The organism is Methylobacterium sp. Leaf125 (assembly GCF_001423085.1).
In the GTDB taxonomy this organism is placed as follows: Bacteria; Pseudomonadota; Alphaproteobacteria; order Rhizobiales; family Beijerinckiaceae; genus Methylobacterium.
This window is the reverse complement of record NZ_LMNU01000001.1, coordinates 846,828-867,807: the sequence shown is the minus strand read 5'-3', so window position 1 is coordinate 867,807 and position 20,980 is coordinate 846,828. Positions and strand designations below refer to the sequence as shown.

The window sequence follows — 20,980 nt, the reverse complement described above, 5'->3', positions numbered from 1 at the left end:
GAGTGATGGATTCGGGCGAGCGCCTTCCCCCCGATGCGGCGGAGCGGACCGAGACCCCGCGGGCGGTGACCACCGGCACCCTGTACGGCGTCGGCATGGGCCCGGGCGAGCCGGACTATCTCACCGTCCGCGCCATGCGGGTGCTGGAGCGGGCTCCGGTGCTGGTGCATTTCTGCAAGAAGGGCCGACGGGGCAACGCCCGCACCATCGCGGATGCGGTGCTGGCGGCCGAGCCGGGGCGCGAATGCCCCCTGGTCTACCCCTACACCACCGAGCTCCACCCCGAGCACCCGGACTACGTCGCGGCGCTCGCCGCCTTCTACGACGACGCGGCCGGTCGCCTCGCCGACCATCTCGGCGCGGGCCGGGACGTCGCCATCCTGTCGGAGGGCGACCCGTTCTTCTACGGCTCGTTCATGCATCTGTGGCGGCGCCTGAAGGACCGCTTCCCCGTGGAGGTCGTGCCCGGCGTCACCGGGATGTCCGGCTGCTGGACCCGGGCCGGCACCCCCATCACCTGGGGCGACGACGTGCTGACCGTGCTGCCCGCCACCCTGTCGCACGCCGCCCTAGTGGAGCGCCTGCGTGCCACCGACGCCGCCGTGCTGATGAAGCTCGGCCGCCACCTGCCGAAGGTGCGGGCGGCGCTGGCCGAGGCCGGCGTGCTGGAGCGCGCGGTCTATGTGGAGCGCGGCACCATGGCGGGCGAGCGGGTGATCGCCCTCAAGGACAAGCCCGACGACGACGCGCCCTACTTCTCGATGGTGCTGCTGCCCGGCGAGGGACGCCGGCCGTGAGCGGCCCCACCCCGGATTCCGGGTCCGTCGCGATCATCGGTCTCGGCCCCGGCGATCCGCGCCTGCTGACGACGGCTGCCCAGGAGGCCCTGGCCCAGGCGCAGGACCTCATCGGCTACATTCCCTACGTCGCCCGCGTCCCCGAGCGGCCGGGGCTCGTCCGCCACGCCAGCGACAACCGGGTCGAGGTCGACCGCGCGCGCCACGCCCTCGAACTCGCCGCCTCCGGCCGGCGCGTCGCGGTGGTCTCCGGCGGCGATCCCGGCGTGTTCGCCATGGCGGCGGCGGTGTTCGAGGCGGTGGAGGCCGGCGATCCGGCCTGGGCCCGGCTCCCCATCACGGTGGAGCCCGGCATCACCGCGATGCTGGCGGCCGCGGCCCGCCTCGGCGCACCGCTGGGCGGCGATTTCTGCGCGATGTCCCTCTCGGACAACCTCAAGCCCTGGGAGGTCATCACCGCCCGGCTGGAGGCGGTGCTGCGGGCGGATTTCGTGATCTCCCTCTACAATCCGATCTCCTCCGCCCGGCCCTGGCAGCTCGGCAAGGCTCTCGACCTGGCCGCCGAGATCCGGCGCGGCGACACGCCGGTGATCTTCGCCCGCGCCGTCTCGCGGCCGGACGAGGCGATCCGCGTCCTCACCCTCGACGAGGCGCGCACGACGACGGCCGACATGGCCACGATGGTGATCATCGGCGCCTCGGCCACCCGCCTGATTCCGCGCGGCGACGCGACACCCTTCGTCTACACGCCGCGCAGCGTCCCGGCGGCGTGATGCGCGGGTCGGCGCAGGCCTTGGATCGTCGCCGCTCGATCCCTTCGGATTCGGACGCGCGCGGGTCCTCTTTCCTCGCAGGAGAGGGACAGGGTGAGGTCTGGGACGTGTCCGGATGGGGCACGCCCCTGACCCCGGCCCTCTCCCACGCGGGGAAGGGGGGCCGTTCCGGCCCCATCAACCCCCGCGATCCGCCGGATCGACGATCAGAGGGCGGCGATCCCCGCGAGGGCGGCCGCGACGTCCGGCACGCTCGGCACGTCCGGCTTCTCCGGACGGGCGACCATCACGACCGGCAGGCCCAGGGCCCGCGCGGCGGCGATCTTGCCGTAGGTGGCGCCGCCTCCGGAATTCTTGCTGACCAGGATCTCGATCGCCCCCTCGGCCAGGAACGCCGCCTCGGCCGCCGCGTCGAAGGGGCCCCGGGCCTGGATCGCGGTGAGGCGCGGCACCGCCAGGGCGATGTCCTCGATGGCCCGCACGACGTAGTCGTGCTGCGGCGCGCCGGCGAAGGCCGCGACCTCCTGCCGGCCGATGGTGAGGAAGACCCGGCGCGGCGCGCGGCCGAGGGCCCGGACGGCGGCTTCCATGTCGGGCACCTCCGTCCAGCGGTCGCCGGGCACCGGCGTCCAGGCCGGACGGCGGATCGCCAGCAGCCGCGTCCCCGTCCGGGCGCAGGCCTCGGCGGCGTTGGCGCTCATCCGGGCCGCGAAGGGATGCGTCGCGTCGATCACGAGATCGGTGCGGTCCTGGCCCAGCCACGCGGCGAGGCCCTCGGCGCCGCCGAAGCCGCCGATCCGCGTCGGCACGGGCTCCGCCTTCGGCTGGCGGGTGCGGCCGGCGAGCGACAGGGTGACGGCGTCGCGCCGGCCCATGGCCAGGAGCCCGCGCACCAGGGCGCTCGCCTCGCCGGTGCCGCCCAGGATCAGTATCCGCATGCTCCCCCCACCCTCGGGGCCGTTCTCCATGACCGGTGACACCGTGTCCACCGCGGCGGCCCCCGCCCCCTGGCTCACCATCGTGGGCATCGGCGAGGACGGACGCGCCGGCCTGAGCCCCGCCGCCGCCGCCGCCCTGGACGGCGCGCGCCTCGTCTATGGCGGACGCCGTCACCTGGCGCTGGCCGGGCCGCTGGCGGCCGAGACGCGGATCTGGCCGAGCCCGATCGCGGACGCCTATCCGGGCCTCCTCGCCCGGCGCGGGACCCCCACCTGCATCCTGGCGACCGGCGATCCCTTCCACTACGGCATCGGCGCCGAGATCGCCCGCCTCGTCCCGGCCGCGGAGCTGCGGGTCTTCGCCCAGCCCTCCGCCTTCAGCCTCGCCTGCGCCCGCCTCGGCTGGCCCCTGGCGGAGACAGGCTGCCTCACCCTGCACGGCCGGGCGCTGCCCCGCCTGATCCCGCATCTGCAGCCCGGTGCCCGCCTCCTGGTCCTGACCTGGGACGAGACCACGCCGGCCGCGGTCGCCGCGCTCCTGGTCGAGCGCGGCCTCGGCGCGTCCCGCCTCACCGTGCTGGAAGCCATGGGGGGCCCGCGCGAGCGCCGGCGCAGCGCGACGGCCGAGAGCTTCGACCTCGCCGGGATCGACCCGCTCAACACCCTCGGAATCGCGGTCGTCGGGACGGCCGCGGCGCAGGTCGTCAGCTTGAGCCCCGGCCTCGACGATGCCTGGTTCGACCATGACGGCCAGCTGACCAAGGCCGACATCCGGGCGGTGACGCTGGCGGCCCTGCGCCCCCGCGCCGGCCAGACCCTGTGGGACATCGGCGCCGGGGCCGGCTCGATCTCCATCGAGTGGATGCTGCGCCACCCGAGCCTCCGGGCCATCGCCGTCGAGGGCAACCCGGCCCGGGCCGCCCGCATCGCCCGCAACGCGGCCCGCCTCGGCGTACCGGACCTGCGCGTGGTGGAGGGCCCGGCCCCCGCGGCGCTGGCCGGCCTGCCGGCCCCCGACACCGTCTTCATCGGCGGCGGCGTCACCGCGCCGGGCCTCCTCGACGCGGCCGTCGCGGCCCTGTCCCCGGGCGGGCGCCTCGTCGCCAACGTGGTGACCCTGGAGGGCGAGGCCGTGCTGCTCGCCGCCTTCGCGCAGCGGGGCGGGAGCCTCAAGCGCCTGACGGTCGCCCATGCGGATCCGGTCGGGCACCTGCACGGCTGGCGCGGGGCGATGCCGGTGACGCAGTGGGCCTGGGTGAAGGCATGAGGCCGGATGGGCCGGTTCCGGCCGGGCCCGGCGGCGCCGACATCGTCGCCGGAATCGGGTTTCGCCACGCGACACCGCCGGCCGAGATCCTCGCCCTGGTCGCGCAGGCCTGCGACGCGGCCGGCCTGCCGCGCGCCCGCCTCGCCCGCCTCGCCACCGCCGGCGACCGCGCCGGCGAGCCGGCGATCCGCGCCGCCGCCGAGACGCTCGGATGTCCCCTGGACGCCGTCCCGCCCGAGGCGCTGATCGCCGTGGACGCCGACGTGCCGACCCGCTCGCACCGGATCGAGGCCTCGCGCCGGATCGGCTCGGTGGCGGAGGCCGCGGCCCTGGCCGCCGCCGGCCCGGGTGCGACGCTGCTGCTGCGGCGAATCGCCAGCGCCGGGGCGACCTGCGCCCTTGCGCTTCGCGCACAATCCGTCACGCAGGATCCATGACAGTCCACTTCATCGGCGCCGGTCCGGGCGCCGCCGACCTCATCACCGTCCGCGGCCGCGACCTCATCGCGCGCTGCCCCGTCTGCCTGCATGCCGGGTCCCTCGTCGCGCCCGAGATCCTGGGCTGGTGCCCGCCGGGCGCCCGCATCGTCGACACGGCGCCCCTCGACCTCGAGGCTATCGTGGCCGAATGCGCGACCGCCCACGCGGCGGGCCAGGACGTGGCGCGCCTGCACTCGGGCGACCTCTCGATCTGGAGCGCGCTGGCCGAGCAGACCCGCCGCCTCACGCAGGCGGGCATCCCCTTCACGGTGACGCCGGGCGTGCCGTCCTTCGCCGCCGCCGCCGCGCTCCTGCAGCGCGAACTCACCGTGCCGGGCCTCGCCCAGTCCGTGGTCCTGACCCGGACCTCCGGGCGCGCCAGCGCCATGCCGGAGCGCGAGACCCTGGCGGCCTTCGCGGGCACCGGCGCCACCCTCGCCCTCCACCTGTCGATCCACGTCATCGACGCGGTGGTCACGGAGCTGACGCCGTTCTACGGCGCGGACTGCCCCGTCGCGGTGGTGTTCCGCGCCACCTGGCCCGACGAGCGGGTGCTCAGCGGAACCCTGGCGACGATCGCGGGCCAGGTGGCCGAGGCCGGCCTGGAGCGCACGGCTCTGATCCTGGTCGGCCCCGCCCTCGATCCCGCCGAGTTCCGGGAGAGCGCCCTCTACTCCACCGATTACGACCGGCGCTTCCGGCCGACGGGCGAGACCGTGCGGACCGCGCGGGCGAACGGAGACCGATCGTGAGCGTACCCGGTCTCCTCGTTGCCGCGCCGCGTTCCAGCTCGGGCAAGACCACCGTGACCCTGGCGCTGATGCGGGCGCTCGCCCGGCGGGGCCTGGCCGTGCGCGGCGCCAAGTGCGGGCCGGACTACATCGATCCGGCCTTCCACCAGGCGGCCACCGGCCATCCGAGCTTCAACCTCGACAGCTTCGCCATGCCGGAGCCGATGCTCGACGCCGTGGCGGCCCTCTCGGCCACGGGCGCCGACCTGGTGGTCGCGGAGGGCTCGATGGGGCTGTTCGACGGCATCGTGGCGCCGGAGGGGCGCACGGGCGCCAATGCCGACATCGCCGCGCGCTACGGCTGGCCGGTGATCCTCGTCCTCGACGTTTCCGGCGCCGCGCAATCGGCCGCCGCCCTCGCCCTGGGGTGTCGGGCCTACGATCCGCGCATCCGCATCGCCGGGGTGATCCTCAACAAGGTCGCGAGTGCCCGCCACCGCCGCCTCGTGGAGACGGGCCTGAGCCGCATCGGCATGCCGGTGCTCGGGGCGCTGATGCGGGATGCGACCCTCGTCCTGCCGGAGCGCCATCTCGGCCTCGTCCAGGCCCGCGAGACCAACGACCTCGAGGCCCGCCTCGACCGGCTCGCCGACCTCGCCGAGGCCGGCCTCGACCTCGACGCGATCCTAGCCGTCGCGGCGGGCGCGGCGCCCGCCCCGGGCGCCGGCATCCTGCCCCGGCCGCCGGGCCAGCGCATCGCCATCGCGTCGGATGCGGCCTTCTCGTTCCTGTACCCGCACATGGCGGCGGGCTGGCAGGCGGCGGGGGCCGAACTCGTGCCGTTCTCGCCCCTGGCCGACGAGCCGCCCCCGGCCGATTGCGATGCCGGCTGGCTGCCCGGCGGCTACCCCGAGCTCCATGCCGGCGCCCTGTCGCAGGCGCGGCGCTTCCTCGACGGATTACGGGATTTCGCGCGGGCGAAGCCGGTGCACGGGGAGTGCGGCGGCTACATGGTCCTGGGCGAGAGCCTGGAGGATGCGGAGGGCGTCACCCATGCCATGGCCGGCCTGTTGCCGGTGGCGACCTCCTACAGGACCCGCCGCCTGCACCTGGGCTACCGCGTCGCGACGTTGCTGGCCGAGGGCCCCCTCGGGGGCACGGGCGCACGGCTCGTCGGGCACGAGTTCCACTATGCCAGCGAGACGAGTGCGCCGCCGACGCCCGAGACGGGGCTCGCGGCGGTGACCGATGCGGAAGGGGTGCCCCTCGGCCTCGCCGGACACCGGCGCGGCCCGGTGACCGGCAGCTTCTTCCACTGGATCGGTTAGGGGCCCGGCGAGCCCCTAGCTGGCGGCGGCGGGCTCGGCGGGTGCCTGCTTGCCCATCTTGGCGGCCGTGCGCACGATGGCGAGCACGTCGCGGCGCAGCTGGTCGTCCTCGATCAGCGCGTAGGCCCGCAGCAGCTCGATGGCGCCCTGCGCGCTGAGGAAGCCGAAGACGTCGGACTGGGTCCCGCCGACCTCGTCTTCCTCGAAGAAGGCCGAGACCGGGACCTCGAGGAGACGGGCGATCTCGCGCAGGCGCCCGGCCCCGACGCGGTTCTGCCCCTTCTCGTACTTCTGAACCTGCTGGAAGGTCACGCCCACGGCGGTTCCGAGCGCGGTCTGGCTCAGGCCGCGCGCCTTGCGCAAAGCGGTGATCCTCAATCCGACGAGGCGATCGACGTCGGTAGTCTGCTTAGGCATCATCTCTCGATTCAGTCCCTATAGAAATTTTCGGCCCCCGCCCGGACCAGACCCGGGGACGATGAGGTTGGAGCGCTTTCGTACGAAGGCGTGCAGGATTCCTTAAGTTCATTCGCCAGGAAACCAAGGCAGTCGATCAAGGATTGAACGTGGCGATAGAGACTATCCTTGTCTGCAGTCAAACGCCACTAGATGTTTACTCCGCATGAGCATCGGAGGTGACCGTTCTGACAGCTTGACCACAAAGCTGGCACGGATTGCAAGCGTGACGTTGTAACCGTCCCTCACGAGTTTCGCTGCACTGCGAACGCGCCGACGGGTCCGAATGCCGGATGAACCATGAGGCAGCCCGGCTTTCCTCGGGCGCTGCGTGCCAGGCGGGGCGCGGCGCATCCGCCGCACCGGATGGCTTTCGTGTCCCGACGTCCCAGGTTTAAGGTGTCGCACGGGATCGTCCGAGACGCCGAAAAACCCAGGTGGATCATGTATATCGCAATGAATCGCTTCAAAGTCGTCAAGGACGCGACGGAAGACTTCGAACAGGTTTGGCTCGGCCGCGACAGTCATCTCGGAGAGATGCCGGGCTTCGTCGAGTTCCATCTCCTGCGCGGTCCTGAAGCCGAGGACCACGTCCTGTATGCCTCCCACACCATCTGGTCGTCCAAGGCGGATTTCGAGGCCTGGACCCGGTCGGAGCAGTTCCGGAAAGCGCATGGCCGCGTGCCGTCGACCAAGCCCCTCTACCTGGGCCATCCGCAATTCGAGGGTTTCGAGACGATCCAGACCGTCGCACGGCCCGATTCGAACGCCGCCGCTTGATTCGCGCCGACCCGGCGTGATGTGGCCCGGGCCGAGACGTCACAGACCCTGCCGAGGCGCGGCTGGAACGCCGCGCCGTGCGTGATGCCGCGGCCGTCGCGGCAGCCATCGTTCCGTCGGGACCCGTCCGGAGCCGGGCCAGTCCGGAGCCGGGCCAGTCCGGAGCCGGGATCGAGACGAGCGACCCCGTGCGCTCGATCGCTCCCGGTCGAACGGAACTCCGGACGCAACCCTATCGGCCGAACCGACGTTGTGGGGCGGTGTGCGCGACCGAACGGATCGGAACGATCGCGGGACGGCATCTCAAGGGCCAGCAAGACGCGCTCCCTTTCGAAACACGTCGTCGACGGCGCGGCCCCGTCGCGGTTACGGACCCGTGCCGCGCCGTCGGACCCGAGCAACGGACGTCAGGCCCGCGTCGTCAGCCCGGTGTCTTCAGGCCCACGTCTTGCACCGATACCCTCGGCATCCATGCCCGATTCGTGATTTGGTTCAGTGTCGGACAGTCTTTGCATCAGGACGGGACAGAGCGCTCCAGATGTTTCATGACCGAATCCCAGCCGCTCTCGAGAAGCTTCCGGTGTTTCGTGCGCGTCACGGCGTCTGGGCAGCGCTTCTCCCACGACGCAGCCGCACCGCCTTTCGGGTCGGGCTCTCGGCCGCGACCGCCATCGCCGACATCCTCGTCATCTTCAGCGTCGCCGCGGGCATCGATCTCGCCTACCGGACGGCCTTCGCGGGCAGCGAGCCGTTCGCGGGCCACAGTGGCAGCTTCGAGCTTGCCGCCCTGGTCGCCCTGTTCGTGCTGCTGACGAACCTCGTCCGCGAGGACTACAACATCGAGACGCTGCTCACCCGCAGGCCGCACCTGCGGCGGGCGACGACGGTCTGGATCGGGGCCTGGGCCATCGTGCTGCTGATCGGCTTCGCGACGAAGACCACCCATGAGTATTCGCGCCTCGTGTCCCTGGGGATGTTCGCCGGCGGACTCCCGGCGATGCTGCTGGCCCGCGCGACGATGCTGCGCCTCGTCCGCAGCGCGGCGACACCGACATCGGGCAACACCAACCGGATCCATCTCGTCGGCTACGAGGAGGATATCGCGCGGTTCGAGGCCCATAACGACCCCGAGGCCCTCGGCCTGCGGGTGATCGGCACGAGCTATCTGCGCCGGCTCGACCCGACCGGCGACGCGGCCGCCCGGCAGGCCCAGATGTCGGAGGATCTCGATCTTGCGGTCTCGGTGGTGCGCTTCCTGCGCCCGGACGACGTCTTCATCCTCCTGCCCTGGTCGGACGCCTCGGACATCGAGCGCTGCATCGACGCCTTCCTGAGGGTGCCGGCGGCGCTTCACCTGCGTCCCGGCGCGGTGATGGACCGCTTTCCGGACCTCACCCTCGCCCGGGTCGGCCGCCTGTCGGGCATCAATATCGGGCGTCGCCCGCTGCAGGCCGGCGAGCTGTTCCTGAAGCGCAGCCTGGACCTCACCCTGGCCCTGGTCGCCCTGGTGCTGCTGAGCCCGCTCTTCCTCGTGGTGGCGGCGCTGATCAAGCTCGACAGCCCGGGTCCGGTGTTCTTCCGGCAGAGGCGCTACGGCTTCAACCAGCAGCCCTTCGGCGTCTTCAAGTTCCGCAGCATGAAGGCCGAGCAGGAAGCGGTCTTCAAGCAGGCGACCCGCAACGACAGCCGCATCACGCCGATCGGCCGCGTGCTGCGGCGCTCGAACATCGACGAGTTGCCTCAGCTCATCAACGTGGTGCTCGGCGAGATGTCCCTGGTGGGGCCGCGCCCCCATGCCCTGGCGCATGATCGCAGCTTCGAGAACCGTATCGCCCTCTACGCGCGACGTCACAACGTGATGCCGGGCATCACCGGCTGGGCGCAGGTGAACGGCCTCCGGGGCGAAACCCTCACCGATCTCGACATGGAGCGGCGAGTCCAGCACGACCTGCACTACATCGACAACTGGTCGATCTGGTTCGACCTGCGGATCATGCTCATGACCGTGGTCTCACCGCGCGCCTACAAGAACGCGTGCTGAGCACCCCGGCCCGAGCCGGAGGGCGGCTCGGGCCGGGGCAGCGGACGCGTCCGCTCAGTCCGTGCTGGACCGGCCGAGGCAGGCGCCGCACTCGCCCTCGACCTCGAGGATGCGGCTCGTCGGCTTGAAGCCGGCCTTGGCCAGGGTGCGGCCGAGCTGATCCTCCACTTCCGGAGAGGTGGTCTCGTCGATGGTGCCGCAGTTCCGGCAGATCAGGAAGACGAGGCCGGCGCCGTCGGTGTGGGAATGCCCGCAGGACACGAAGGCGTTGCGGCTGGCGATCCGGTGTACCAGCCCGTGCTCGGTGAGGAAATCCAGGGCGCGGTAGACCGAGACCGCGGCCACGCGCCGTCCCGGCTCGCTCAGGGCCTCGGCGATGTCGTAGGCGCCCATCGGCCGCGTCTGCCCCGCCACGGCCGCCAGCACGTCGCGACGCAGGCGGGTGAATTGCAGGTCGCGCTCGCGACACAAGCGCTCCGCCCGGGCGATCGCTTCCTCCGCCCCGCCGCAGCCGTGGTCATGCGTCGCCGCATGGTCGTGCATGATCTGCCCCGTGAACCCGGCCCGTTGAACTGCCCGAGTGTTACAGTGTATCACCGCCAACATAAGCCGGCGCTCCCGTTCGGGCAAATGATCCCTCCGTGACTCGAGACCCGCGCCCCCCCGCCTCCCTCCGCCGCTCGCTGTTCCAGGCCGGCGCGTCCCTGCGCTTCGCGGTGGCGCTGGTCCTGACCCTCTTGCTCTGGGCCGCCATCCTGTGGGCTTCCCGATGAGTCCTGATCATGAGTTGTGATCTGCCCGGCGCCATCACGCTCCATGGGCTGACCCTGGGCTACGACCGCCACCCGGCGGTGCATCACCTCGACGGAGTCATTCCACCCGGGGCCCTCCTCGCGTTGGTCGGGCCGAACGGGGCCGGCAAGTCGACCCTCCTGAAGGGCATCGTCGGCGAGATCCCCTGTCTCGAGGGCCGGATCGCCCGTCCGGGCCTGGATGAGGCCATCGCCTACCTGCCGCAGGCGGCGGAGATCGACCGCAGCTTTCCCCTCAGCGTCCTGGATCTCGTGGCCATGGGCCTGTGGCGGCGCCTCGGTCCCTGGCGGAGCGCGCGTCGGCATCGGGCGACGCTGCTGGACGCCCTCGCCGCCGTCGGCCTCGCCGGATTCGAGACGCGCCTGATCGGCACCCTGTCGGGCGGCCAGTTCCAGCGCGCCCTGTTCGCGCGCCTGATCGTGCAGGAGGCCCGCGTCCTCCTCCTCGACGAGCCCTTCACGGGGGTCGACGGACGCACCACGGCCGACCTCCTGGCCCTGGTCCGCGCCTGGCACGGGCAGGGACGCACCATCGTGGCCGCCCTTCACGATCTCGGACAGGTGCGGAGCCACTTCCCGCACACGCTCCTGCTCGCGCGGGAGAGCGTGGCCTGGGGACCGACCGAGCGGGTGCTCACGCCCCAGAACCTCGCCCGTGCCCAGAGCCTGTCGGAGGCCTGGGACGAGGATGCCGCGGTCTGCGGCCGGCACGAAGCGCCGGGCCCATCCCACGGGCATGGTCATGACCACGACCATGATCACGACCACAGCCATGATCACGGTCATGACCACGGTCAGGGTCATGACCACGGCGCCGACCGGCGCCCCGCGCATCCGCGCGACCACGGCCACGGGGTGGCGCGCGACCGGGGGCATGCCGCGTGATCGACCTCCTGTTCGGTCCCTTCCTCGAATTCGGCTTCATGCGCCGGGCCCTGGTCGGCTGCCTCGCCCTGTCGCTCTCGGCCCCGCCCGTCGGCGTGTTCCTGATGCTGCGACGCATGAGCCTGATGAGCGACGCCATGAGCCACGCGATCCTGCCCGGGGCGGCGGTGGGCTTCCTGGTTGCGGGGCTGTCCCTGCCGGCCATGACCCTGGGCGGCCTCGTGGCCGGCCTCGCGGTGGCGCTGATGGCGGGGCTCGTCACCCGCTCCACCGTGATCAAGGAGGATGCGAGCCTCGCGGCCTTCTACCTGATCTCGCTGGCCGGCGGCGTCCTGCTGGTCTCCCTGCGCGGCTCGCAGATCGACCTGCTGCACATCCTGTTCGGCAGCGTCCTCGCCCTCGACGATCCGGCCCTCTGGCTCCTGGGCGGCATCGCCACCGTGACGCTGTTCGGGCTGGCGGCGATCTACCGGCCCCTGGTGATGGAATGCGTCGACCCGCTGTTCCTGCGCACGGTGAGCCGGGCCGGCGGCCCGGTGCACTACGCCTTCCTCGGCCTCGTGGTGATGAACCTCGTCGGCGGCTTCCAGGCCCTCGGCACGCTGCTGGCGGTGGGGCTGATGCTGCTGCCGGCGATCACGGCACGGTTTTGGGCGGCGGACCTCTCGGGCATGATCCCGGTCTCGATCCTGATCGCGATGTTGTCGAGCGTGGTCGGTCTCAGCGTGTCCTACCAGGCCGATCTCCCGACCGGGCCCGCGATCGTGCTCGCGGCGGGCGGCTTCTACCTGGTGTCGATGCTGATCGGGCGCCGGGGCGGCCTGGTCCGCCGGCTGGTGCGGGCGCGCCATCTCGAGGCCTGACCCGCGAAGGGTCGCTCGGGGCGCGTCGGCCCGCAGCGCGGCACGCCGTCAGAGGTTGAACAGGCTCATGAGGCCGGAGATGATGGCGTAGACGAAGCCGGCATTGAGCAGGACGCCCACCGCCCCGATGGCGAGGCCGCCCAGGACCACGACGCCGTCCCGCTCGACGAGGCCGAGGCCGACGAGGCAGATGGCGAGGCCGAGGGGGATCTGCCCCACGATCGGCGCGGCCACGATCAGGGCCAGCGACAGGGTCAGCAGGATGAGGCCGACGCCGCGCATGCCGAGGGCGGTCTCGAACAGGCTCATGCGTGGGCGCGACCAGTGCTCGAGTCGGCGCAGCAGCGGCACGGCCCGGTTGGCGGCCCGCTCGACGTCGCTGCGGGCGACGGACCGGCGCAGCAGCGCGCGGGGCAGCCAGGGGGAGGCCATGCCGGCCGTGATCTGGATCGCCACCAGCAGCAGCAGCAGGCCGCAGACCAGGGGGATCGGCGGCGGCATCGGCAGGCAATTGGGCAGGCCGAGGATCACGATGAGGAGCGCGAAGGCGCGATCCTTCAGGACGGCGACGATCTCGCCGACGGTCAGCCGTTCCCCTTCCTGCTCGGCGAGCACGGTGAGAACCTCGGAAGTTCTGGCAGCTGGTGACAAGAAAGCTCGGCCATTGGCGACGGTCCTGAGCCGGGCTGTAGCCGAGATGGGCGCCAAGGCCAAGCGGCGCTTCCGCGCGCCGGGAGGGCAGTGAAATGCGGCCGTTGCACGGTTCGCCGTACCGGAGACGACGGCCCACGCGCCACCAATCAATTTCAGGTTGTTAAAGTTCGGACTGCTTTCTCTAAGGTATTTTGATCGGGTTTTGTTCTCGAAGAGCTGTGATAAATGCAACTGCTGCTAGATAACTATTATAGTCTTTATATTTTAGATTGCTATTGATGTTCGACGCCATGACAATCAGGCCGTCATCGGAGTCGAACGTGGGACGCCTGTGCGAGCGACGGCCACAGCCCTGTCCGAGAACAAGCGGAAGCGCGGGCGGTTCGCCGGACCGGCCGCCTGCGCCGCCTTCCTTCTTGGCACGCCGGTCTCGGCATCCTCGCAGACCTTGGCATCCTCGCAGACCTTGGCATCGTCACAGGCCTCGGAAACCTCACAGGCCTCGGAATCTTCGCCAGCCTCGACCCTCCTGTTCGGCAGCCTGGAGGCGAGCCCCGCCGTCTTCGTGACCACCGGGGCGAAGCTGGCGCTGGACCGGGTCGACCGGGAAGGCTTCGTGGCCCTGGGGAGCCTCGGCGGCCAGCGCCGCCGCGAGGGCGCCCTCACGCGCGACACCGCGGTCGGTGCGGTCGTGCTCGGCTATCAGTGGTTTCCCGGTTGGGGCGTCGTGGCCGCCTACGCGGGCCCGGAAGGGTCGATGGAGGCGGTGTCGGGCTGCGGCTGCGCCCGGGCCCTGCCACCCCGCTTCGGCCTGCGCCTCCACGGCGAGGTCTGGGCCCATCCCACCGACGCGACACTGTTCACCGCCACGCTGGTCACCGGCACCACCCGCATGAGCGCCTGGGGCCGCCTCGCCTGGGGCTATCGGCACTGGGACGCCTATCTCGGACCGGAATTCGCCTTCTACGGGGACGAGACCGGCTACCGGAAATGGACGGTCGGTCTGCACGCGACGGATTTCGCCCTCGGTCGCTTCCACGTGCGCGTCTCCGCGGGTCTGCAAATCGCCGGCGATCAGGATTCCGGCCCCTACCTCACCCTTTCCGTCTGGACGCCGTGGTAGCCGTATCCCGGGCCGGCCGGCGGGCGGGGTCGGACCGGGGCGCGGCCAGGGCGAGGCTGCCCTGGTCGGCCGGGGCGGCCGAGGGCGCGGCGTCGAGCCCGTCGAGGAAGCGCGCCGCATCGTCGAGGATCGCGGCCCGCTTCGTCGGATCCATGCGCGCCAGGGTGCGGTAGGGCATGGCGAGGCGCGGATTGTCCGCCAGGCGTTCCGCGTGCCGGATGAGGAAGTTCCAGTAGAGATAGTTGAACGGGCAGGCCGAGGGACCCGACTTCTTGGCCACGTCGTAGGCGCAGCCCCGGCAGTAATCCGACATGCGGTTGATATAGGCGCCCGAGGCCGCATAGGGCTTCGAGCCCATCACGCCGCCATCGGCCCAGAGCACCATGCCGTGGACGTTGGGCAGTTCGACCCACTCGTAGGCATCGGCATAGACGACGAGGTACCATTCCTCGACCTGCGCCGGCGCGATCCCGGCAAGGAGCGCGAAGTTGCCCGTCACCATCAGGCGCTGGATGTGGTGGGCGTAGGCATGGGTGCGGGTGGCGCCGATGCACTGCGCCAGGCAGTTCATCGCGGTCTCGCCCGACCAGTAGAACCACGGCAGGTCGCGGGTGGCCGCGAGGGCGTTCGACGCCGCGTAGTCCGGCATCCGGGCCCAGTACAGGCCGCGCACGTATTCGCGCCAGCCGAGGATCTGGCGGATGAAGCCCTCGACGCAGTGAAGCGGCGCCGCGCCCGCGCGGTAGGCCCGCTCCGCCGCCCGGCAGACCTCCTCGGGCGTGAGGAGCCCGGCATTCAGCGCCGGCGCGATCAGCGCGTGGTACAGGAACGGCGCGTCCGCGCGCATCGCGTCCTGATAGTCGCCGAAGGTCGGCAGGCCGACGGCGAGGAAGTGCTTGAAGGCGGTGATGGCCTCGGCCCGGGTGACCGGCCAGGCGAAGGCGTCGGTCTCGCCGAAATGGTCGGCGAACGCGTGCTCGACCAGGGCGATGACCTCCGCGGTCACGGCATCGGGCGGGAAGCCGACGCGCTCGGGCACGACGTGGCCCTTCGGCAGACCCTTGCGATTCTCGGGGTCGAAGTTCCAGCGGCCGCCGGTCGGCTCGCTTCCCTCCATAAGCAGGCCGGTGCGGCGGCGCATGCCGCGGTAGAACGTCTCCATGCGCAGGCTCCGCCGGTCGCCGGCCCAGGCGGCGAAGTCGGCGCGGGGGCAGAGGAAGCGGTTGTCGTCGCGGATCTCCACGGGCGGGCCGAGATCGGCGCGCCAGCCCTGCATCATCTCCCAGACCCGCCACTCGCCGGGCTCGGTGACGACGACGCGGTCGACGGCGTGGCGCGCGACCGCGCGTTCCAGCTCGCCGGTGAAGCTGCCGGTGTTGCCCGGCGCGTCGAGGCGGACATAGTCGACGGCGATGCCCTCCGCCTCCAGCTCCGCCGCGAAGTGCCGCATCGCCGAGAACAGGAAGGCGATCTTCTGCTTGTGATGGCGCACGTAGGTGGCCTCGGCGCGCACCTCGACCATCAGGACCACGTCGTGATCCGGATCGAGATCGGTGAGGGTGGCGATGCGGCGGGTGAGCTGGTCGCCGAGGAGGAAGCGGAGCGTGCGGATGGGGATCAGCCCTCGGCCTGCCCACGGCGCAGCCGGGCGTCCTGCGGCGCGCACCGGCCGGGCACGGGCAGCCTCGCCTCGTCGGTGACGAAGTCCCGCCTCATCGCCGCTCCCGCCTCATGTCCGCTCCGCCGTCATGCCCGCTCCCAATTCGCTCCCGATCGGTTAGGTATGGCGGGTGCCGGGGACGGGGAGCCGTCCTTGCGCGGGATCGACCGATCCGTGACGTCGCAGGACCGTCGGGAGCCGCATGAAGTTCGCCTTTGCCGGAATCGATTTCCTCGGCGGCGTGTTCGAGGCCCTGATCGGGGCGGGCTGGACGCCGATCAAGCTGTTCACCCGGCCCTGCGACGGGATCTACGACCACAACGAGGCGGTGGTGGCCCAGGCCCGCCGCCACCGCGTGCCGATCCAGATCTCGCGGATGCGGCCGGAGGACCTCACCGGGCTCGCGGAGACGCAGGGCCGGGACTGGGCCCTGGTGGTGGCCGGCTATCCCTGGCTGATCCGGGGCTGGCGGGGCCAAGCCGCCTACGCGCTGAACTTCCACCCCTCCCCGCTTCCCCTGGGCCGCGGGCCCTACCCGCTGTTCAAGGCGATCAGCGACGGGCAGCCGGACTGGGGCGTCACCGCCCACGTCCTCGCCGAGGACGGCTTCGACACCGGCGACATCCTGGCCCAGGAGCGCTTCCCGCTTGCAGCCCTGGAATCGCACGAGACCCTGCTCGCCAAGTGCCAGATGGCGGCGCGCCGCATCGCCGCCGGCCCCATCGCCCGGGACCTGCCCGCCCTCTGGCGCACGCCCGCCCCCCAGGGCACCGGCTCGTACTGGCCGCGGGTGACGGATGCGGACCGCACCCTGGATTTCCGCTCCGAGGTCGAGGCGATCCTGCGCCGGGTCCGGGCCTTCGGCACGATCGAGACGATCGCCCGGGTCGGCGAATCCCGGGTCTACGTGGCGGCGGCCGAGGGCTGGCGCGAGGCGCATCGCCATGCGCCCGGGACGGTGGTGCAGCGCTACCGCCGCCACGTCGTCATCGCCGCCCGCGACGGCTACATCCAGCTCAACCGCTGGAGCCCGGTCCCGGCCAGCGAGGCCGGACAGCTGGGGCGGTAGACCGCCCTCCATCGAAGCGACACCCCCACGAGAGCGATCGAGCAGATCCCATGGCGCGGATGCGCAAGAAGGCCGACCTGCCCACCAAAATCTGCGTCCAGTGCGGCAAGCCGTTCGCGTGGCGCAAGAAGTGGGAGCGGGTCTGGGACGAGGTCCGCTACTGCTCGGACCGCTGCCGGGCCGAGGCCAAGCGCGCGCCGGTGCGGGCGGCGCAGGACTGAGACCTCACCGGAGGGCCGCGAGACCGTCCGGCGTATCGACGTCGAGGCCGACGCCCGCATCCATCGGGCATTCGAGCACGTCGGCGCGTCCGGCGAGCAGGCGCCCGGCGCCCTGGTCGCCCGAGAGGCCGGCGAGGGCCGGGGCCAGGCGATCCAGGTTCAGGAGCACCGGGTTGCCGCGCCGGCCGGCATGGACCGGCACGACGGCCGATGGGGCCGGGTCCGCCCGGCGGAAGGCGTCGGCCAGGTCGGTGAGGTGGCGGGCGGTCACGCGCGGCATGTCGCCAAGGAGCACGATCGCGCCGCCGAGCCCCGCCGGCAGGGCCGCGAGGCCGGCCTGGAGCGAGGTGGCGAGGCCGTCCGCATAGGCCGGGTTCACGACCCGGGCGAGAGCGAGCCCGTCGAGGGCGTCGCCGACCCGGTCGGCATGGGCGCCGAGCACCGCCACCACCGGGCCGAGCCCGGAGGCGAGCGCGGCCTCCGCGGCGTGGCGCACGAGCGGCCGCCCGGCGAGCGGCTGCAGCAGCTTCGGCTCCGCGCCGAAGCGCGTCCCGCGCCCGGCCGCCAGCAGGATGAGTCCCAATTCAGGCATCGAGTTCAGGCATCGTCCTCACGCATCGTCTTCGGCCGGGTCGCCGCCGGAACGGGGCTGGGGCCGCGACACGATCTCCATGAGGAGCCCGCCGACGCCGAGGGTGACGATGTCGGCCCGGGTCACGGCGAGGCCGGCGAGCAGCCGGTGCAACACCCAGTCGAAGCCGTTCTCCTTGGGCGATCGCGCGCAGCCCGGCGCGCCGATGACCGGCACGTCGGCGACCCGTCCGACCAGGAGGAGGTTGCCCGGGTCCACCGGCATCCCGAGATGCTCGACGTGCCCGCCCGCCGCCTCGATCCCGGCGGGAATCACGTCGCGCCGGTCGGCGATGGCCGAGGCGCCGAACACCACGACCAGCTCGGCGCGATCCTCGGTGACGGCCGCCCGGATCGCCTCGGACACGGCCTCGCGCCGATGGGGCACCCGGGCGTCGGTGACGAGGTCGGCCCCCGTCGGGGCGAGGCGGTGGCGCAGGCTGGCCAGCGTCTTGTCGATGGTCGCCGGCTTCAGGCCGGGCAGCAGGGTCGAGACCACGGCGACCCGGGTCAACCGGTAGGGCGCCACCGCGAGCGCCCCGGCGGGCGCGGCGCCACAGGCCCGGTCGAGGGCCGCGCCCGGGACCGCGTAGGGAATGATCTTCACCGTGGCGACCATCTCGCCGGCCACCACCGGCTTGTAGGGCGCGAGCGTCGCCACCGTGATCGCCTCGTCGACACCGTTGACGGCGTCGATGGCGGCCCGGTCGATGTGCAGGAGCCCGGCGGTCGCCGCGTGCAGGTTGCAGCGGCCGGTGAAGGGCCGTTCGCGGTCCAGGTGCGGACCGGCGAGATGGGCGGCGAGGCGTTCGGCCGCCAGATCCTCGGCCACGTCGCCCGGCTCGAGGGTGACGGCCACGAGCTCGGACAGCCCGGCGGCCGCGAGGCGCGCGGCGTCCTCGGCCGGGATCACCCGGCCCTTGCGCAGGGTCACGTCGTGGGACCGCACCGTATGGGCGGCGATCAGCCCGGCGGCCTCGCGCGTCGGGACGGATCCGAACTTCACGCGGCGGCTCCGCTGCGGGGGGTGCGCTGCGCCGCGATGATCTGCGCCAGGATCGAGACCGCGATCTCAGCCGGGCTGACCGCCTGGATGGAAAGGCCGATCGGCGCCGCGATCCGGCCGATCTCGGTCTCCGAGAACCCGGCCTGGGCCAGCCGGGCCACGCGGGCCGCGTGGGTTTTGCGGGAGCCGAGGGCCCCGACATAGAAACACCCCGCCCGGAGCGCGGCGGCCAGGGCCGGGTCATCGATCTTCGGGTCGTGGGTCAGGGCCGCCACGGCGCAGTAGCGGTCGAGGGGTGGGACCGGCCCGGCCAGGGCGTCGTCCGGCCATTCGGCCACGAGGTCGATGCCGGGGAAGCGCTCCGGCGTGGCGAAGGCGGTGCGCGGATCGATGACGGTGACGGCGAGGTCGAGGGCGCGGGCCATCGGGCAGAGGGCCTGGCTGATATGCACGGCGCCGATCACCACCAGGCGCACCGGGGGCGCCTGCACGGTGAGGAAGACGGAGCGGCCGTCCGCCTCGGCGAGGCCGCTCTTGCCGGCGGCGAGGTGGCGGGCGAGGAGGTCGGCCAGGGGATCGCCGGCGATCTCGGCCTCGCGCACCACCCGCTGGGCCCCACCGTCGAGGTCGGTCACCAGGATGGCGGCGCGGCGCGCGGCGCGCTCGGCGTTGAGGATCGCGAGGGTCTCGAGCTGCATGCCGGCGCCTCAGGCCACGGGCTCGACGAAGACGCGGATGCGCCCGCCGCAGGACAGGCCGACCCGCCAGGCGGTCTCGTCGGCCACCCCGAACGCGATGACCCGCGCCTGCCCGTCGGCGATCGCCTCCAGGCCTTCGGTGATCACCGCGCCCTCGACGCAGCCGCCCGAGACCGAGCCGAGGAAGTTGCCCTCGCCGTCGACGACGAGGTGGCTTCCCACCGGACGGGGCGCCGAGCCCCAGGTCTCGATGACGGTGGCGAGCGCCACCGCGCGACCCTCGCGCCGCCAGGCTTCGGCCGCGCCGAGGATGTCGTTGTCGGTGGAAAGCATGGTCCTGACGAACTCCGGCGCGGGATCGCACCCGCCACGTGAAACATGGATGGAAACCCGGGGACATGGAGGGAAACCCGAGAAAAGGAGGTAAGGTCCCGCGCCGCCGTGGCAATGCGAGCCCTGCGGCGCGGGCATCGGGGCGTGACTTCCCGCACCGACCGGGCAGCCCTATCGTGCGGCCACGCCCACCCGCCTCGATGGACCCGTGCCCCGATGCCCAGCCTCCGCGCCACCGCCTGCGCCCTCGCCGTCGCCGGCCTTCTGATGGGTTCGGCGACCGGCTCCGCCGAGGCGCAGGTCCGGATCGGCCTGTCGGCGCCGCTGACCGGCCCGGACGCCGCCTTCGGACAGGGCCTGCGGCTCGGGGCCGAACAGGCGGTGGCCGACCTCAACCGGGCCGGCGGCGTCAACGGGCAGCGCCTCGTCCTGGTGGTGGCCGACGATGCGGGCGAGGGCAAGCAGGGCCTCGCCGTCGCCCGGCGGTTCGCCGCCGAGCGGGTCGGCCTCGTGGTCGGCCCCTTCAATGCCGGTGTCGCGGGCCTGGCGATGCCGGTCTACGAGGAGGCCGGCATCGTCGCGGTGACGCCGGGTACCGGCTCCGCCGCCCTGACGGCCAAGGGCCTCTGGAACGTCTTCCGCACCGTGCCGAACGAGGCCGAGCAGGCGCGGCTCGCCGGCGCCTACCTCCTCGGCCATCACGGCGGCCAGCGCATCGCCCTCGTGCACGACAAGAGCCCGTTCGGACGCAGCCTCGCGGAGGGCGTGAGCCGCGTCCTCAAGGCGGCCGACCAGCCGGAGGCGGCCTTCGAGACCCTGAGCCGCGGCGAACGCGACGTCTCCGGACTGGTGGCGCGCCTGAAGCGGGCGCGTGTCGAGGTGGTGTATTTCGGGGGGCTCGCGCCGGACGCGGCCGTGCTCCTGCGCGGCCTGCGCGACGCCGGTGTGACCGCGCCCCTGGTGGGCAGCGACGGACTCCTCGATCCGGCCTTTCCCCAGGCCGCCGGGCCGGCTGCCGAGGGCACGGTGATGACCCTCCCGGCCGACCCGCCCCGGCTGCCCGAGCCCAAGGCGCCCGACGCGAAGGCGCCCGACGCCAAGGCCTCCGACATGAAGACGGCCAAGGGGCCGCGCAGCCCGGAGGCGAACGCCGTGGCCGCCCAGGCCTACGCGGCCGTCGAGGTCCTGCGCCAGGGGGTCCTCGGCGCCGGATCGGCGGACGGCCGGGCGGTGGCGGCCTACCTGCATCAGGGCCGGACCCTGCGGACGATCCTCGGCGACCTCGCCTACGATGCCAGGGGCGACCTCAAGCCCGATCCCCGTCGCCCCGCCACCATCCTGCAGGCCTGGAAGCGGATGCCGGACGGGCGGATCGACTTTTCCGGCAACGACGTCACGCCCTGACGCATGACCGGCCGCCCCCGGCGGAGCACGCG

At 72.5% G+C, this 20,980-nt stretch carries 24 protein-coding genes; 15 read left to right on the top strand and 9 right to left on the bottom strand.

The features are described 5' to 3' along the window. Nucleotides 1-5: 5 nt before the first annotated feature. Both ASF58_RS03940 and cobJ read left to right on the top strand, forming a co-directional pair. The gene (locus ASF58_RS03940; RefSeq protein ID WP_055947473.1) at nt 6-797 is read left to right on the top strand and encodes a precorrin-2 C(20)-methyltransferase; all 792 of its coding nucleotides are present in this window, start codon (nt 6-8) and stop codon (nt 795-797) included. Beyond that, a complete protein-coding gene (gene cobJ, locus ASF58_RS03935; RefSeq protein WP_055947470.1) occupies nt 794-1,570 on the top strand; it encodes a precorrin-3B C(17)-methyltransferase in 777 nt (258 codons plus the stop codon). The genes ASF58_RS03940 and cobJ overlap by 4 nt, the downstream gene beginning before the upstream one ends. A gap of 206 nt (nt 1,571-1,776) precedes the next feature. On the opposite strand, the gene ASF58_RS03930 is transcribed toward cobJ, so the two are convergent. Then, nucleotides 1,777-2,508 (bottom strand): cobalt-precorrin-6A reductase, encoded by a 732-nt coding sequence (locus tag ASF58_RS03930; RefSeq protein ID WP_156375516.1) that lies wholly within the window; start codon nt 2,506-2,508, stop codon nt 1,777-1,779. A 28-nt stretch (nt 2,509-2,536) separates the two neighbouring features. Here ASF58_RS03930 and ASF58_RS03925 point away from each other — a divergent pair, with 28 nt between their 5' ends. Genes ASF58_RS03925 through ASF58_RS03910 form a run of 4 tightly spaced genes read left to right on the top strand, consistent with a single transcriptional unit; the run spans nt 2,537 to nt 6,313 of the window. Next, a complete protein-coding gene (locus tag ASF58_RS03925; protein WP_055948784.1) occupies nt 2,537-3,775 on the top strand; it encodes a bifunctional cobalt-precorrin-7 (C(5))-methyltransferase/cobalt-precorrin-6B (C(15))-methyltransferase in 1,239 nt (412 codons plus the stop codon). Continuing rightward, the gene (locus ASF58_RS03920) at nt 3,772-4,212 is read left to right on the top strand and encodes a cobalamin biosynthesis protein (RefSeq protein ID WP_055947466.1); all 441 of its coding nucleotides are present in this window, start codon (nt 3,772-3,774) and stop codon (nt 4,210-4,212) included. Before ASF58_RS03925 ends, ASF58_RS03920 begins: the two co-directional genes overlap by 4 nt. Next, entirely contained in the window at nt 4,209-5,006 is a 798-nt protein-coding gene (gene cobM / locus ASF58_RS03915; protein ID WP_055947463.1) for a precorrin-4 C(11)-methyltransferase, read from the top strand. The genes ASF58_RS03920 and cobM overlap by 4 nt, the downstream gene beginning before the upstream one ends. Then, nucleotides 5,000-6,313: a cobyrinate a,c-diamide synthase gene (locus ASF58_RS03910; RefSeq protein ID WP_156375548.1), complete on the top strand. Its 1,314-nt coding sequence runs from the start codon at nt 5,000-5,002 to the stop codon at nt 6,311-6,313. The genes cobM and ASF58_RS03910 overlap by 7 nt, the downstream gene beginning before the upstream one ends. A gap of 15 nt (nt 6,314-6,328) precedes the next feature. On the opposite strand, the gene ASF58_RS03905 is transcribed toward ASF58_RS03910, so the two are convergent. Next, on the bottom strand, nt 6,329-6,733 hold the full coding sequence (locus ASF58_RS03905) for a helix-turn-helix transcriptional regulator (RefSeq protein ID WP_055947458.1): 405 nt from the start codon (nt 6,731-6,733) through the stop codon (nt 6,329-6,331). A gap of 480 nt (nt 6,734-7,213) precedes the next feature. Here ASF58_RS03905 and ASF58_RS03900 point away from each other — a divergent pair, with 480 nt between their 5' ends. Next, nucleotides 7,214-7,549 (top strand): antibiotic biosynthesis monooxygenase, encoded by a 336-nt coding sequence (locus ASF58_RS03900; RefSeq protein ID WP_055947455.1) that lies wholly within the window; start codon nt 7,214-7,216, stop codon nt 7,547-7,549. Nucleotides 7,550-8,087: 538 nt separating this feature from the next. Next, nucleotides 8,088-9,590 carry an exopolysaccharide biosynthesis polyprenyl glycosylphosphotransferase gene (locus tag ASF58_RS03895; RefSeq protein ID WP_055947453.1) on the top strand — a complete coding sequence of 501 codons (1,503 nt, stop codon included), beginning with the start codon at nt 8,088-8,090 and terminating at the stop codon, nt 9,588-9,590. Nucleotides 9,591-9,644: 54 nt separating this feature from the next. On the opposite strand, the gene ASF58_RS03890 is transcribed toward ASF58_RS03895, so the two are convergent. After that, nucleotides 9,645-10,133, bottom strand: coding sequence for a Fur family transcriptional regulator (locus tag ASF58_RS03890; RefSeq protein WP_055947448.1), 489 nt, complete (start codon nt 10,131-10,133; stop codon nt 9,645-9,647). Nucleotides 10,134-10,231: 98 nt separating this feature from the next. Here ASF58_RS03890 and ASF58_RS27420 point away from each other — a divergent pair, with 98 nt between their 5' ends. Genes ASF58_RS27420 through ASF58_RS03880 form a run of 3 tightly spaced genes read left to right on the top strand, consistent with a single transcriptional unit; the run spans nt 10,232 to nt 12,150 of the window. Further along, nucleotides 10,232-10,363 (top strand): hypothetical protein, encoded by a 132-nt coding sequence (locus ASF58_RS27420; RefSeq protein ID WP_280137522.1) that lies wholly within the window; start codon nt 10,232-10,234, stop codon nt 10,361-10,363. Nucleotides 10,364-10,372: 9 nt separating this feature from the next. Further along, nucleotides 10,373-11,287 carry an ABC transporter ATP-binding protein gene (locus tag ASF58_RS03885; protein ID WP_055947445.1) on the top strand — a complete coding sequence of 305 codons (915 nt, stop codon included), beginning with the start codon at nt 10,373-10,375 and terminating at the stop codon, nt 11,285-11,287. Nucleotides 11,288-11,325: 38 nt separating this feature from the next. Beyond that, complete coding sequence (locus ASF58_RS03880) at nt 11,326-12,150, top strand: metal ABC transporter permease (RefSeq protein ID WP_103708557.1); 825 nt, start codon at nt 11,326-11,328, stop codon at nt 12,148-12,150. 48 nt (nt 12,151-12,198) lie between these two features. On the opposite strand, the gene ASF58_RS03875 is transcribed toward ASF58_RS03880, so the two are convergent. Continuing rightward, a complete protein-coding gene (locus ASF58_RS03875; RefSeq protein WP_280137521.1) occupies nt 12,199-12,801 on the bottom strand; it encodes an exopolysaccharide biosynthesis protein in 603 nt (200 codons plus the stop codon). A 334-nt stretch (nt 12,802-13,135) separates the two neighbouring features. On the opposite strand from ASF58_RS03875, the gene bcsS reads away from it, so the two are divergent. Then, entirely contained in the window at nt 13,136-13,927 is a 792-nt protein-coding gene (bcsS, locus tag ASF58_RS03870) for a cellulose biosynthesis protein BcsS (protein ID WP_244477175.1), read from the top strand. On the opposite strand, the gene ASF58_RS03865 is transcribed toward bcsS, so the two are convergent. Beyond that, nucleotides 13,899-15,539, bottom strand: a complete 1,641-nt coding sequence (locus ASF58_RS03865) for a cryptochrome/photolyase family protein (protein ID WP_082512859.1) — start codon at nt 15,537-15,539, stop codon at nt 13,899-13,901. The two genes, bcsS and ASF58_RS03865, sit on opposite strands and share 29 nt — an antisense overlap. Nucleotides 15,540-15,789: 250 nt before the next feature. Here ASF58_RS03865 and ASF58_RS03860 point away from each other — a divergent pair, with 250 nt between their 5' ends. Together ASF58_RS03860 and ASF58_RS24720 are read left to right on the top strand one after the other, a co-directional pair. Beyond that, nucleotides 15,790-16,656, top strand: a complete 867-nt coding sequence (locus ASF58_RS03860; protein WP_055947435.1) for a formyltransferase family protein — start codon at nt 15,790-15,792, stop codon at nt 16,654-16,656. Between the two features lie 50 nt (nt 16,657-16,706). Continuing rightward, a complete protein-coding gene (locus tag ASF58_RS24720) occupies nt 16,707-16,877 on the top strand; it encodes a DUF2256 domain-containing protein (RefSeq protein WP_200930163.1) in 171 nt (56 codons plus the stop codon). A 4-nt stretch (nt 16,878-16,881) separates the two neighbouring features. Here the strand turns inward: ASF58_RS24720 and ASF58_RS03855 are convergent, their stop codons facing one another. Genes ASF58_RS03855 through ASF58_RS03840 form a run of 4 tightly spaced genes read right to left on the bottom strand, consistent with a single transcriptional unit; the run spans nt 16,882 to nt 19,544 of the window. Continuing rightward, entirely contained in the window at nt 16,882-17,469 is a 588-nt protein-coding gene (locus ASF58_RS03855; protein ID WP_055947432.1) for a nucleotidyltransferase family protein, read from the bottom strand. A gap of 18 nt (nt 17,470-17,487) precedes the next feature. Then, entirely contained in the window at nt 17,488-18,513 is a 1,026-nt protein-coding gene (locus ASF58_RS03850; RefSeq protein WP_055947429.1) for a molybdopterin-binding protein, read from the bottom strand. Then, on the bottom strand, nt 18,510-19,211 hold the full coding sequence (locus ASF58_RS03845) for an XdhC family protein (protein WP_055947426.1): 702 nt from the start codon (nt 19,209-19,211) through the stop codon (nt 18,510-18,512). Before ASF58_RS03845 ends, ASF58_RS03850 begins: the two co-directional genes overlap by 4 nt. A 9-nt stretch (nt 19,212-19,220) precedes the next feature. Then, complete coding sequence (locus ASF58_RS03840; protein ID WP_055947423.1) at nt 19,221-19,544, bottom strand: XdhC family protein; 324 nt, start codon at nt 19,542-19,544, stop codon at nt 19,221-19,223. 267 nt (nt 19,545-19,811) lie between these two features. Here ASF58_RS03840 and ASF58_RS03835 point away from each other — a divergent pair, with 267 nt between their 5' ends. Next, a complete protein-coding gene (locus ASF58_RS03835) occupies nt 19,812-20,948 on the top strand; it encodes a branched-chain amino acid ABC transporter substrate-binding protein (RefSeq protein ID WP_156375547.1) in 1,137 nt (378 codons plus the stop codon). Nucleotides 20,949-20,980 lie beyond the last annotated feature (32 nt).